This window comes from Acinetobacter sp. WCHA45, assembly GCF_002165255.2.
Taxonomy (GTDB): domain Bacteria; phylum Pseudomonadota; class Gammaproteobacteria; order Pseudomonadales; family Moraxellaceae; genus Acinetobacter.
The window spans coordinates 1,964,291-1,978,756 of sequence record NZ_CP028561.1 but is presented as its reverse complement, the minus strand read 5'-3'; the positions used below and the strand labels follow the sequence as shown (position 1 = coordinate 1,978,756).

The window sequence follows — 14,466 nt, the reverse complement described above, 5'->3', positions numbered from 1 at the left end:
TATAGATGGTATGTGTCAAAAAAATCAATTCGTACATGAGAACATGTTACGATTTCTGCCACGACCCGAAGCAAAAAATAAGCATATTCCTGATGTTATATCGCTCTAATGCTTACCAATTGTATGGGTATAGTTTGGGTTAAAGTCAATTTAGAAAAGTTAATATTTTTGTTAATTTTTCTAAAATGGTTTGCAAAAAATTGCTCGATTTTATCGAGTATAAGGATGAGTTATGTGCTTTGAATTGAAAGTGTATAGCTCATTTATTACATCAAAAGGAATACTCCTGATGTGTAGTGATAATGTCTCAAGGTTGGATGATCTTGAGTAGTAGTGTCATGTTACCAATTTGATACTATGAATCATGGGTGTGCTTAAAAGGCAACCTGTATTATTTTTTGCAATAGGAAATGGGTCCAAAAATGCAAGAAGTTGCTGACGCACTGCGTCTTGACACTGAACTTTCCGCTGATAGTGCAGCGTATATTGAAGAGCTTTACGAACAGTACCTAACTTCTCCAACCTCAGTGTCAGAGGATTGGCGTGAATATTTCGATAAATACCCTAAAGGTGATCAACCACACGGCAGTGTGCGCGAGCAATTCCTCCTTTTGGGTCGTAATTCAAACCGAGTTCAACCTGTTGTACAAAGCACTGTAAGTACAGAACATGAGCGTCGTCAAATTGGTGTATTACAACTGATTGCTGCTTATCGTAACCGTGGTCATCAAAAAGCCAAACTTGATCCATTAGGCCTTGCGAAACGCGAAGAAGTTCCAGATCTTGATTTATCTGCACACGGTTTAACCAAATCTGATTTAGATACTGTATTTAATACAGGTAACCTCGCAATTGGTAAAGCAGAAGCAACATTGTCTGAAATGGTTGAATCCATGGAAGCAATTTACTGCTCTTCAATCGGTGCGGAATATATGCATATCGTCGACACCAAAGAAAAGCGTTGGATTCAACAACGTTTGGAAGGTGCTCGCGGTAAATTCAACTATACCAATGATCAGAAAAAAGGTTTTCTTGAGCGTTTAACCGCTGCGGAAGGCTTAGAGAAATATCTTGGTAATAAATTCGTTGGTGCAAAACGTTTTGGTGTAGAAGGCGGTGAGTCCTTTATTCCAATGATGAATGAAATCATTCAACGTGCAGGCAGTGTCGGTTGTAAAGAAGTTGTGATCGGGATGCCACACCGTGGTCGTCTCAACCTTCTTGTGAACATCATGGGTAAAAATCCAGCGGATCTTTTTGGTGAATTTGAAGGCAAGAGCCTACATAAAAAAGGTTCTGGTGACGTTAAGTATCACCAAGGTTTCTCTTCAAACGTAATGACTCCGGGTGGCGAAGTTCACTTAGCATTGGCGTTTAACCCATCACACTTAGAGATCGTTGGCCCTGTAGTTGAAGGTTCGGTTCGTGCGCGTCAAGTTCGTCGTAAAGATATTGGCGGCGATGACGTTCTTCCAGTGATTGTACATGGTGATGCTGCATTTGCGGGTCAAGGTGTAAACCAAGAAACCTTCCAAATGTCACAAACACGTGGTTACACAGTGGGCGGTACCGTTCACATCGTGATCAATAACCAAGTGGGCTTCACAACTTCTGATCCGCGTGATACACGTTCTACAGAGTATTGTACTGACGTTGCGAAGATGATTCAGGCGCCGATTTTCCATGTGAATGGTGATGATCCTGAAGCTGTGATTTTCGTAACTCAGCTTGCACATGATTTCCGTCATACTTTCCGTAAAGATGTCATCTTAGACTTGTTCTGCTACCGTCGTCGTGGTCATAACGAAGCGGATGAACCATCTGCAACTCAACCATTGATGTATCAAGTGATCAACAAGAAAGCAACAACACGTACGTTGTATGCTGATCAATTGGTTCAAGAAAAAGTGCTTGATCGTGCAAGTGCTGATGCCATGGTTGAAGGTTATCGCTCTGACTTAGAAGCAGGTAATCATGTTGCTAATGCTTTAGTTCGTGAACCAAACAAAAAAATGTTTGTAGATTGGTCGCCATATTTAGGTCATGAATACACAGATATTTGGGATACAACTTTTAGCATCGATCGTCTAAAAGAACTTGGTTTGAAAATGAATACATTACCAGAAGGTTTTGTATTACAGCGTCAAGTTCAGAAAGTGATCGAAGATCGCGTGAAGATGCAAACAGGTGAAATGCCACTCAATTGGGGTGCTGCCGAAACTTTAGCTTATGCATCTTTGCTTGATGATGGCTTCCTTGTGCGTATCACGGGTGAAGATGTGGGGCGTGGTACATTCTCGCACCGTCATGCCAAATTACATAACCAAGTCGATGGTTCGGTTTATATTCCACTTTGCCATATTAAAGAAAATCAGCCTCGTACTGCGGTCTATGACTCTTTGTTGTCAGAAGAAGCAGTGCTTGCATTTGAATATGGCTATTCAACGACATTGCCAAAAAGCTTAATCGTTTGGGAAGCTCAATTCGGTGACTTCGCAAACTGTGCACAAGTTGTTATTGACCAATTTATCGCTTCGGGTGAAACCAAGTGGGAGCGTGTGTGTGGTCTAACCATGTTGTTACCACACGGTTATGAAGGTCAAGGTCCAGAACATTCATCTGCACGTTTAGAGCGTTTCTTACAGCTTTGCGCTGAAGACAATATGCAAGTGATGACACCGACAACACCAGCGCAGATTTTCCATGCATTGCGTCGTCAAGCGGTTCGTCCGATTCGTAAGCCAATGATCGTAATGTCACCAAAATCATTACTCCGTCATAAACTTGCGACTTCAACTTTAGATGAATTAGCAAACGGTTCATTCCAAACTGTGATTGATGAAGTTGATCAAATCAATAAAGCTGATGTGACTCGTTTAGTTCTTTGTGGTGGTAAGGTTTATTACGATTTACTCGAAAAACGTCGTGAGCTTGGTCTAAACCATATTGCGATCGTTCGTATCGAACAATTGTATCCATACCCAGAACAACGCTTAGCTGAGGTTATGGCTCAGTATCCAAATATTCAAGAACTTGTTTGGGCACAAGAAGAGCCGAAGAACCAAGGTGCTTGGTTATTTATCGTTCCTCGTTTATATGAAGACGTTCTTAAATCAGGTAAACAAATTCGTATTAGCTATGCTGGTCGTGACGCATCTGCCGCACCTGCTTGTGGCTCGCCATACTTGCATGCAAAACAACAAGCTCAGCTTATCAATGACGCACTTGCGATTGAAGTTGAACAATCAGGAGATTCTAAATAATGGCAACCGAAATTAAAGCACCGGTATTTCCAGAGTCAGTTGCTGACGGTACGATCGCAACTTGGCACAAGAAAGTAGGTGAACCTGTATCACGTGATGAAGTGATCTGTGACATTGAAACCGATAAAGTTGTTTTAGAAGTGGTTGCTCCAGCTGATGGTAGCTTAGTTGCAATCATCAAAGGTGAAGGCGATACAGTTCTTTCTGACGAAGTGATTGCTCAATTCGAAACTGGTGCTGTTGCTGCCGCTGCTCCTGAAGCTGCTGCACCAGCAGAAGCGGCGCCTGCTGCATCTGCCCCTGCGGCGGCTGCATCAACTCAAGCAGTTGATCAAAACCAAGCGCCTGCAGTTCGTAAAGCATTATCTGAAACTGGTATCAATGCTGCTGACGTTCAAGGTACAGGTCGTGGTGGTCGCATCACTAAAGAAGACGTTGCAAGTCATCAAGCTAAACCTGCTGCATCCGTTCAACCATTAAGCGTTGCTGTAGGCGAGCGTATCGAGAAACGTGTTCCGATGACACGTTTACGTAAGCGTGTTGCTGAGCGTTTATTGGCTGCGACACAACAAACTGCAATGTTAACAACGTTCAACGAAGTTAACATGAAGCCAATCATGGAAATGCGTAAGCAATATAAAGATGCTTTCGAAAAGCGTCATGGTGCGCGTTTAGGCTTTATGTCTTTCTTCGTTAAAGCGGCAACTGAAGCGTTAAAACGCTATCCAGCTGTAAATGCTTCTATCGATGGCGACGATATCGTATATCACGGTTTCTATGACATCGGTGTAGCTGTTTCTTCTGACCGTGGTTTAGTTGTGCCAATCCTTCGTGATACTGATCGTATGAACTACGCTGAAGTTGAAGGTGGAATTGCTGCATATGCTGGTAAAGCACGTGAAGGCAAATTATCGATCGAAGAAATGACTGGTGGTACGTTCACGATCACGAACGGCGGTACTTTCGGTTCATTGCTTTCAACACCTATTTTAAACCAGCCACAAACAGCAATCTTGGGTATGCATAAAATCCAAGAACGTCCTATGGCGGTAAATGGTCAAGTTGAAATCTTGCCAATGATGTACTTAGCGCTTTCTTATGACCACCGTTTAATCGATGGTAAAGAAGCAGTAGGTTTCCTTGTAACAATCAAAGAATTGTTAGAAGAGCCAGCTAAACTCATTCTTGATCTTTAATACTACATATATTGCCTCCCATATAAAGTGATCCTTTATATGGGATTTTGGAGATAAAAATGTCTCAACAGTTTGATCTTGTTGTCATTGGCGGTGGTCCTGGTGGTTATGAAGCAGCGATTCGTGCAGCTCAACTTGGTTTCAAAGTCGCTTGTATCGAAAAACGTATTCACAACGGTAAGCCATCTTTGGGTGGTACATGTTTAAACGTGGGTTGTATCCCTTCTAAAGCATTGCTTGACTCTTCTCACCGTTATGAAGCAACAATTCATGAGCTTGCTGAACACGGTATCACGACTGGCGAAGTTAAATTTGATTTAGATACTTTGTTGGCACGTAAAGACAAAGTTGTAGATCAATTGACGGGTGGTGTTGCTCAATTACTGAAAGGTAATGGTATCGAGTGGTTACAAGGTACGGGTAAATTACTTGCAGGTAAAAAAGTAGAATTCACACCGTTTGAAGGTGAAGTACAGGTTTTAGAACCTAAATATGTCATTCTTGCGACTGGTTCTGTACCTGTAAATATTCCAGTCGCTCCAGTTGATGAAGACTTAATCGTTGATTCTACTGGTGCATTAAAATTCCCAGAAGTTCCTAAACGTCTTGGTGTGATTGGTGCAGGTGTTATTGGTTTAGAACTTGGTTCTGTATGGCGTCGCCTTGGTTCGGAAGTTGTTGTGTTTGAAGCATTAGATGCTTTCTTACCAATGGCAGACAAAGCATTGGCGAAGGAATATCAAAAAATCTTGAAAAAACAAGGTTTAGATATCCGTATCGGTGCAAAAGTTTCTGGTGCTGAAACCAATGGCCGCGAAGTAACGGTTAAATATAACCAAGCTGGCGAAGACAAAGAACAAGTTTTTGACAAGTTAATCGTATGTGTAGGTCGTAAGGCATATGCAGAAGGTTTATTGGCAGAAGATTCTGGCATTAAATTGACTGAACGTGGTTTGGTTGATGTGAATGATCAGTGCCAAACATCTGTTGAAGGTGTTTACGCGATTGGTGACTTGGTACGTGGTCCAATGCTTGCTCATAAAGCAATGGAAGAGGGCGTAATGGCAGTTGAGCGTATTCACGGTCATGCTGCTCAAGTGAACTATGACACAATCATCAGCGTTATTTATACACATCCAGAAGCTGCTTGGGTTGGTTTAACTGAAGAACAAGCTGCTGAAAAAGGTCACGAAGTTAAAGCAGGTCAATTCCCGTTTGCGGTGAATGGTCGTGCGTTGGCTGCTGGTGATACTGCTGGTTTTGTGAAGTTCGTTGCTGATGCAAAAACTGACCGTTTATTAGGTATGCACGTTGTGGGTCCAAATGCATCTGATATCGTACATCAAGGTATGATCGCACTTGAATTTGTATCTTCAATTGAAGACCTACAATTAATGACTTTTGGTCATCCAACTTTCTCAGAAGTTGTACATGAAGCCGCGCTTGCTGTTGATGGTCGTGCCATCCATGCGATTCAACGTAAACGTAAATAACAAAATAAGTGTGGTTCGCCACACTTTTTAATTAATGATGGTTGAAATAAAAACAATCATTTACTCAACTTGTAACAGTCTATAATTTATAATATATCTAGACTGTATGACAATAAACTACATAGTAGGTAACTGAATGAACTTACATGAATATCAAGCTAAAGCATTATTGAAAAAATATGGTATGCCAGTACAGGAAGGTATCTTGGCAACAAATGCAGATGAAGCCGTTGCTGCGTTTGAACAGCTTGGTGGTAAATTTGCTGTAATGAAAGCACAAGTTCATGCTGGTGGTCGTGGTAAGGCTGGCGGTGTAAAAGTTGCGAAATCAAAAGAAGATGTTATCGAATTTGCAAACAATATTATTGGTACGCGTCTTGTAACCTATCAAACAGATGCAAATGGCCAACCAGTAAATAGTATTATTGTTGCTGAAGATGTATATCCAGTTGAGCGTGAGCTTTATTTGGGTGCGGTTGTCGACCGTTCTAGCCGTCGTATTACTTTCATGGCTTCTACCGAAGGTGGTGTAGAAATCGAGAAAGTTGCAGAAGAAACACCTGAAAAAATTATTAAAGTTGAAGTCGATCCACTTGTTGGCTTACAACCATTCCAAGCACGTGAAGTTGCATTTAAATTAGCATTAAAAGATAAACAAGTTGGTCAATTTGTTAAAATCATGACAGCTGCATATCAAGCATTTGTAGAAAATGATTTTGCTTTATTTGAAATTAACCCACTTTCAGTACGTGAAAATGGTGAAATTTTGTGTGTTGATGCAAAAGTAGGCATTGACTCAAATGCGTTATACCGTTTACCAGAAGTTGCTGCTTTACGTGATAAATCTCAAGAGAATGAGCGTGAATTAAAAGCATCTGAATTTGATCTTAACTATGTTGCTCTAGAAGGTAATATCGGTTGTATGGTGAATGGTGCTGGTCTTGCAATGGCAACGATGGACATCATCAAACTTTATGGTGGTCAACCTGCAAACTTCCTTGACGTTGGTGGCGGTGCAACCAAAGAGCGCGTAATCGAAGCGTTCAAAATCATCCTTGCTGATACGTCTGTTCAAGGTGTTTTAATCAATATCTTTGGTGGTATCGTACGTTGTGACATGATTGCTGAAGCAATTATTGCAGCGGTTCAAGAAGTAAATGTCACTGTACCCGTTGTTGTTCGTTTAGAAGGTAACAATGCTGAGTTAGGTGCTAAATTACTTGATGAATCTGGTTTGAAATTAATTTCTGCGAATGGTTTATCTGATGCCGCAGAAAAAGTTGTAGCTGCAGTGAAAGCGTAAGGAGTATCAATCATGAGCGTATTAATTAATAAAGACACTAAAGTATTGGTACAAGGTTTTACTGGTAAAAACGGTACTTTCCACTCTGCGCAAGCTTTAGACTACGGCACAAAAGTTGTTGGTGGTGTTACTCCGGGTAAGGGTGGTACAACTCATCTTGAACTGCCTGTATTCAACACGATGAAAGAAGCGGTACGTGAAACAAATGCGGATGCATCTGTAATCTATGTACCAGCTCCATTCGTTTTAGATTCAATCGTTGAAGCGGTTGATTCAGGTGTTGGCCTAATCGTTGTGATCACTGAAGGTGTTCCAACCATCGACATGCTGAAAGCGAAACGCTACTTAGAAACTAACGGTAACGGTACTCGTTTAGTTGGTCCTAACTGCCCAGGCGTGATCACTCCTGGTGAATGTAAGATTGGTATTATGCCGGGTCACATTCACCAACCAGGTCGTATCGGAATCATTTCACGCTCAGGTACATTGACGTATGAAGCTGTTGCTCAAACAACTAAGCTTGGTTTAGGTCAGTCGACTTGTATCGGTATCGGTGGTGACCCAATCCCAGGTATGAACCAGATTGAAGCGCTTCAATTGTTCCAAGACGATCCAGATACTGATGCAATTATCATGATCGGTGAGATCGGTGGTACAGCGGAAGAAGAAGCTGCTGAATTCATCAAATCTAACGTGACTAAGCCTGTAGTCGGTTACATCGCTGGTGTAACTGCGCCTAAAGGTAAGCGTATGGGTCATGCTGGTGCGATCATTTCTGGTGGTCAAGGTACTGCTGAAGAGAAATTCGCTGCATTTGAACGTGCGGGAATGGCTTACACACGTAGCCCAGCTGAGCTTGGTTCTACTATGTTGCAAGTGTTAAAAGAGAAAGGTTTAGCGTAATTCGTTAGATTTTGATCTTAAAAAACCCCAATAGAAATATTGGGGTTTTTTATTCATCAAGTTTTTGATTTTCATAAAAAAGAGCCTTATTACTAAGACTCTTAATAGATCGAAAATACTTATTCAGCTTTAGGTTTCAACCCTTGAGTTAAACCATTGATATCACCGCCTTGTAAACCTAACTCACTCATTAAGCTATCAATTAACGGTGCTTGTGAACGGTAGCGTAGGGCGCTATTCACCACTTGGTCAGATAAAGAGGTTTGACCATTTTCAATGGTATCACTGCCGACAATACCGCCACCCGCAAAGTTACTTAGACCATTCACTTGTAAAATCTTGATGTCATCAATATTTTCCATTGGTTTAACGCTTTCACGAATGATTTCAGGTAAGTGTTTAAGTAATGCCAGACGAACTTGCATTTCCACTTGCTCGGCAGAAAGAGTATTGGCAGCTTCATTCACTGCACGAGCACCTTCCGCATCAACTTGATATTGTTTCTCTAAGGCTTGAGCAAGCAATATTTTAGCATCCGCTTCACCTTTTGCTTTTAAGCGAATTTTTTCAGCTTCGGCTTCAGCAGCAATACGTACAGCTTCTGCTTCATCAGCAGCGGCTTTCTTACCTGCATCAGCAGCTACGGTAATTGCAATCGCTTCTTTTTCAGCAGTCTGTTTGGCTGCAACTAGTTCAACCGCTTTTTGACGTTCAGCACGTTGTGTTTCACGTACCGTTACAACTTCTTCTTCGGCTTTTACGGCTTCGGCACGGGCTTTATCTGCTTGGGCTTTGGCTTCTGATTCTGCACGAGATTTTTCAGCAATCGCAATGGCACGATCCTGTTCAGCCAATTCAATGGTTTTCTTTTGCTCAACTTGCGCTTTTTGAATCAATTGTGCTTTTTGAATATTTTCATTTTCTACATCACGAGCTGAAGCAATACGTTTGATTTCAACTTCACGTTCAGCAGCAATACGGGCTTCTTCTGCTTCACGCTTTTTAGCCGCTTCTTGAGCAGCAATTTCAGCACTTTGTTCGGCCTTGCGAATTGAAATTTCACGTTCCTGCTGTAGCTTGGCATATTCCTCTTCACGAGAAATTTGTAGTCTTGCCTGTTCAGCTTGCAGATTTTTCGCACGAATCGCCAGATCAGCATCTTGCTCAATGTCGTTACGCTTTTTACGACGATCTTCGATGGTTTCAGTTAGTTTGGTTAAACCTTCTGCATCAAAGGCGTTTTGTGGATTAAAGAATTTAAAACTGGTCTGGTCTAAACCAGTCAATGACACTGTTTCAAGTTCTAAACCATTTTTAGATAAATCTTCAGAAACGACTTGCTGAACCTTTTGTACAAAGTCCACACGTTTTTCATGCAGTTCTTCCATTGCCATCTCAGCAGCAACAGCACGTAAAGAGTCAACAAATTTGCCTTCAACCAAGTCTTTCAATTCTTGAGGTGACATGGTTTTTCGACCTAATGTTTGGGCTGCCGTTGCAATTGATTCACCAGTAGGTTTGACTCGAACATAGAATTCAGCCATGACATCGACACGCATACGATCACGAGTGATCAGTGCTTGATCTGCTGCCCGTTTAACTTCGAGGCGCAAAGTATTCATATTCACAGGAATAATTTCATGTAAAACAGGGAGGACAATTGCTCCTCCGTTTAGAATAACTTTTTCACCTCCAAAACCTGTTCGCACAAAAGACACTTCTTTACTGGAACGGGTATATAGGCGAGCAATCACAACACCGATAAAAATGAGTGCTGCAAAAATAATACCGGTGATGATTAAAATTTCAGTCAATGCTGAACTCAACATTTAAAATCCCTCATTAAATTAATATATAAATTAAGCAGTAATTGCTTGGAATCCAATTTTTGTTCTTTGGGTTAAAATCACATCTTGCCCTTGGTAAAAAATAATATCTAACTCAGGTTCAACCAAGACATAATGGGTTTGACCGAATTGATCTTTTACTTTAGCTTGAGCAGGGGAGTTTTGTGTGGCTTGTCCTAAAATAATTTGTGCTGTACGACCAATCAGTTCATCACTATGAATAGCTGTGGTTTCATCTTTTGGAATAATTTTACTGATCAATGCTGCACTTGTTCTCACTAGTGGCATACATAAAAATAAACACATAGGAGCAATGATCCAAGCAGATAAATAATGCTTGGTTAAGTGGAAAAAAATATCCTGAATAATGAGACCTGTGAGTGAATAGACCGTTAAAAAGATAATTAACCAAATGAGAAGAGGAACTTTTCCTAGATAAAGCCACTCTAAAAGCTGAGTAAAAATACCGTTAGTATGTTCAATAGAAATATCGGCATGATCAACATCAACTAGACTGTCTGGTAAAAATTGATCAATGAAACTACTACTACCGCTAAATAATAATAAAATTAATTCTAGAGCACCTATAAATAGGCATAGCATTAATGAAATACTAAAAACAATGTTTGATGGATGTGTTAATAAATCCCATATCATTTGTATTACTCTTATTTCTTTTAGAGATAATTAAGAAAATTTTTATAAAAATAAATCATTTATAAGATTAAATGTAACTTGATTTAATTTCAACCCAAATCATTCATATTATTAAAAACAAAAAAAACGCAATGATTGGGGTAGTCATTGCGTGAACAACGAATCTGCAGAAACAGTTTCGGTTGAAAGGAGAAATGTCATGAGATTAGTGTTTACTGATCTACTTGGCTATAGTACAAAAAAACCTGACAGAGTTCATAGGTATTCATGTAAACTAGTGTTAATGGATGTTAAGAAATGTTAATATGTGATAAAAATTGTTAGTTTTAGATGGGTGTTAAAAGTTCTTAAATTGAACTCAAATCAAATGGTTAAATAAAAAAAGCCTAAATACTAGGCTTTTTTATGATTAAAGTAACGTAAATTAGAATTTAAACAAACCTAATCCGCTTTTCACTTCATCTAATGTTTGCTGAGTAATGTCACGGCATTTATCTGTACCATGTTTTAAAATGTCCATAATATAATCAGGATCTTTTTCAAGTTCAGCTCTGCGTTCACGAATCGGCAGGATCAATTCTTTGAGTACACCTTCTAGGCGTTTTTTCACCGTACCATCACCTAAACCACCACGACGATAATGCGCTTTTAGTTCTTCGATTTCTTCTTTATTTGGATCAAACGCATCAAGGTAAGTAAATACAATATTACCTTCGACTTGACCTGGATCCTCAATTCTTAAGTGATTTGGATCGGTATACATTGCGTTGACTGCTTTTTTAATGTCTTTATCAGAAGCATTCAGCACAATAGTATTGCCTAAAGATTTAGACATTTTTGCTTTACCATCAAAACCAGGTAAGCGTCCCATATTCGATAATAATGCTTTACACTCAGGTAATAAGTCATGACCAATTTGGCGGTTAACGCGACGTACAACCTCATTGGTTTGTTCAATCATTGGGATTTGATCTTCGCCAACAGGTACTACAGTCGCTTTAAATGCGGTAATGTCTGCTGCTTGGGCCACTGGATAACATAAAAAGCCAGCAGGAATATCTCTTTCAAAACCACGCATTTGAATTTCTGACTTAATGGTTGGATTGCGTTCTAAACGAGCAACCGTCACAAAATTCAGATAGAGCATGGTCAGTTCATTGAGAGCAGGCAAGCATGATTGGACACAGATCGTTGTTTTGGTTGGATCAATACCAACTGCCAAATAATCTAATGCAACTTGAAGAATATTGTTGCGGACTTTATCTGGATTATCAGCATTATCAGTGAGTGCTTGAGCATCTGCTAATAAAAGGTGTTGATGATGACTGTCTTGTAAACCAACACGAGAGCGTAATGAACCAACAAAGTGTCCAAGATGAAGTTGTCCAGTAGGGCGGTCGCCTGTCAAGATGATTGGACGTTGATCAGCATTACTCATGATATATTCCAAGATTCAGTAGTTTCATAAATATAAAGATTGATATTATTGTACGGGAAATAAAAATTTTTCGTCAGCGATTGCTTAAACTTTTTCTTAAAATAATGTTGTGAATTTATTGAGGAATTCTACAATAGCGAAATAAATACAAACTGGGAAATAAAAATGGCGAGTGGATTATTGTTATTACTCGATGATATTGCAACGATTTTAGATGATGTTGCGGTAATGAGTAAGATGGCTGCAAAAAAAACAGCAGGGGTGTTGGGTGATGATTTAGCCCTAAACGCGCAGCAAGTCAGTGGTGTACGTGCAGATCGAGAGTTGCCTGTGGTATGGGGCGTGGCTAAGGGTTCCTTCGTTAATAAGCTTATCTTGGTTCCATTAGCATTGCTAATTAGTGTAGTTGCACCTTGGTTAATCAATCCTTTATTAATGATTGGCGGCTTATTTCTATGTTATGAAGGAGTAGAAAAAGTTGTACACATGCTCCAGCATAAAAAAGCAAAAACAGCTGAGGAAGCCAATGAAAGCTTGGAACAGATCGAAATAGATTTAGACAAGTTTGAAAAAGAAAAAGTAAAAGGTGCGATACGTACCGATTTTATTTTATCTGCTGAAATTGTGGTGATTTCGTTAGGTACAGTTGCAACAGCAGCATTTATGACTAAAGTGACTGTATTAAGTGTGATTGCAATCGTAATGACCGTAGGTGTTTATGGTTTTGTTGCAATGATTGTGAAAATTGATGATTTAGGCTTATATTTAACACAGCAAGCATCTGCGTTTAAAAATAAAATAGGTCGTGGTCTACTCGCATTTGCTCCTATTCTAATGAAAACATTATCTATTGTTGGAACGGTTGCAATGTTTTTGGTAGGTGGTGGAATTATTTCGCATACAGTTCCTTTATTACATCATTTTACTGAAGAAACCGTAGACCATTTAGAGTTGATTCCAAGTTTTGGTTCAATTATTGGTGCCTTAACACCAACTTTGATTAATTTAGGAATCGGCTTTATTGCAGGTGCTGTTGTCTTAATCGTTGTTATGCTTATTCAAAAATTTTGGTCAAAAGCATCTGCATAAATAAAATGCTCAATCACCATCATTATCATATGTGAGGTTAATATGCGTTGGAAAGGTCGTCGTGTCAGTACCAATGTTGAAGATCGTCGTGGTGGTGGCGGAGCAAAAGCAGGTGGTATCAGTATTATAGGTTTGATCGTTGCATTTGTTGCGTGGAAGTTTTTTGGAGTAGACCCACAACAAGCCTATCAAGCAACTCAAGCGGTTACCAGTGCTCAGTCTTCACAACAGGGTGTTGCGCCACAAAATTTAACTGCTGAACAGAAAGAGGCAAGTGATTTTGTTGGAACTATTCTTGCGGATACAGAAGATACTTGGACGCCGATTTTTCAAAAACTTGGCATGACTTACACGCCACCACGCTTAGTTTTGTTTAGCGGTGTCGATAAATCAGCTTGTGGTAGGGCACAAGCAGCGATGGGGCCGTTTTATTGTCCTGCTGATCAAAAAGTTTATATCGATACTGCTTTCTTTAAAGATATGCGCCAGCAAATGGGTATTTCTGGTGAGCAGAATCAGACAGAACTTTCCCGTCAAGATCAAGCAGGGGATTTTGCACAGGCTTATGTTATTGCGCATGAAGTCGGGCATCATATTCAAAATCTATTGGGCATCTCTGGTCAAGTACAGCAAGCACGTGCACAAGCTAGCCAAACACAAGGAAATCAGCTTTCTGTCCGTTTAGAATTACAGGCGGATTGTTTTGCTGGTATTTGGGCGCATCAGAATCAACAACGCACTCAATTTTTAGAACAGGGTGATATTGAAGAAGCAATGGATGCTGCCGAGAAAATTGGCGATGACTATTTACAACGTAGAGCTACAGGTCAGGTTGTTCCCGATAGTTTCACACATGGCAGTAGTGAACAACGAATGCACTGGTTTCAACAAGGTCTGAAATCTGGAGATATCAATCAATGTGATACTTTTAAGTAAAAACGATGAATATTTGTTTTTAAATTATTAGGCGATAAACTCTGCTCAAGGAATTTTGATAGCCAAGTGAATGAGATTCATGCACGCGTAGCAGTCCTCAACAGATTTGCGCAATTAGGTCGACCCACTTACCCAAGTTAGGCCTTAAATTTAGCTCAATTAGGGGGCTTTACATTTTAAATCTGTGTGCAAAAAAGCCCTTAAGTACTAAAGATACCAATGGTGTACTGAATGATCTTAAGAAAGAAAACATTCAAGCAAATACACAGTCACTGACGATTGTTTCTACGACTGAGTTACCAAAAGAAGTTTTACAAAAAGCAAAACCTATTGAATTAAAA

At 39.9% G+C, this 14,466-nt stretch carries 10 protein-coding genes; 7 read left to right on the top strand and 3 right to left on the bottom strand.

Annotated elements, in window-relative coordinates:
- Nucleotides 1-422: 422 nt before the first annotated feature.
- The 5 genes from CDG55_RS10895 to sucD all read left to right on the top strand — a co-directional run bounded on the left by CDG55_RS10895 (nt 423) and on the right by sucD (nt 8,158).
- Nucleotides 423-3,263: a 2-oxoglutarate dehydrogenase E1 component gene (locus CDG55_RS10895; RefSeq protein ID WP_005161748.1), complete on the top strand. Its 2,841-nt coding sequence runs from the start codon at nt 423-425 to the stop codon at nt 3,261-3,263.
- Nucleotides 3,263-4,459, top strand: a complete 1,197-nt coding sequence (odhB, locus tag CDG55_RS10890; protein ID WP_087536946.1) for a 2-oxoglutarate dehydrogenase complex dihydrolipoyllysine-residue succinyltransferase — start codon at nt 3,263-3,265, stop codon at nt 4,457-4,459. The genes CDG55_RS10895 and odhB overlap by 1 nt, the downstream gene beginning before the upstream one ends.
- Before the next feature lie 59 nt (nt 4,460-4,518).
- Nucleotides 4,519-5,952 (top strand): dihydrolipoyl dehydrogenase, encoded by a 1,434-nt coding sequence (gene lpdA / locus CDG55_RS10885; RefSeq protein WP_087536945.1) that lies wholly within the window; start codon nt 4,519-4,521, stop codon nt 5,950-5,952.
- Between the two features lie 136 nt (nt 5,953-6,088).
- Nucleotides 6,089-7,255, top strand: coding sequence for an ADP-forming succinate--CoA ligase subunit beta (gene sucC, locus CDG55_RS10880; protein WP_004664440.1), 1,167 nt, complete (start codon nt 6,089-6,091; stop codon nt 7,253-7,255).
- A gap of 12 nt (nt 7,256-7,267) precedes the next feature.
- Entirely contained in the window at nt 7,268-8,158 is an 891-nt protein-coding gene (gene sucD / locus CDG55_RS10875) for a succinate--CoA ligase subunit alpha (protein WP_004664438.1), read from the top strand.
- Between the two features lie 119 nt (nt 8,159-8,277).
- On the opposite strand, the gene CDG55_RS10870 is transcribed toward sucD, so the two are convergent.
- The 3 genes from CDG55_RS10870 to trpS all read right to left on the bottom strand — a co-directional run bounded on the left by CDG55_RS10870 (nt 8,278) and on the right by trpS (nt 12,100).
- Nucleotides 8,278-9,987 (bottom strand): flotillin family protein, encoded by a 1,710-nt coding sequence (locus tag CDG55_RS10870; protein WP_087536944.1) that lies wholly within the window; start codon nt 9,985-9,987, stop codon nt 8,278-8,280.
- A gap of 30 nt (nt 9,988-10,017) precedes the next feature.
- Nucleotides 10,018-10,662 (bottom strand): YqiJ family protein, encoded by a 645-nt coding sequence (locus tag CDG55_RS10865; protein WP_087536943.1) that lies wholly within the window; start codon nt 10,660-10,662, stop codon nt 10,018-10,020.
- Between the two features lie 424 nt (nt 10,663-11,086).
- Nucleotides 11,087-12,100, bottom strand: a complete 1,014-nt coding sequence (gene trpS / locus CDG55_RS10860) for a tryptophan--tRNA ligase (RefSeq protein ID WP_004664430.1) — start codon at nt 12,098-12,100, stop codon at nt 11,087-11,089.
- A gap of 165 nt (nt 12,101-12,265) precedes the next feature.
- Here trpS and CDG55_RS10855 point away from each other — a divergent pair, with 165 nt between their 5' ends.
- Both CDG55_RS10855 and CDG55_RS10850 read left to right on the top strand, forming a co-directional pair.
- The gene (locus CDG55_RS10855; protein ID WP_087536942.1) at nt 12,266-13,189 is read left to right on the top strand and encodes a DUF808 domain-containing protein; all 924 of its coding nucleotides are present in this window, start codon (nt 12,266-12,268) and stop codon (nt 13,187-13,189) included.
- Between the two features lie 42 nt (nt 13,190-13,231).
- A complete protein-coding gene (locus tag CDG55_RS10850; protein WP_005161727.1) occupies nt 13,232-14,125 on the top strand; it encodes a neutral zinc metallopeptidase in 894 nt (297 codons plus the stop codon).
- Nucleotides 14,126-14,466: the final 341 nt, after the last annotated feature.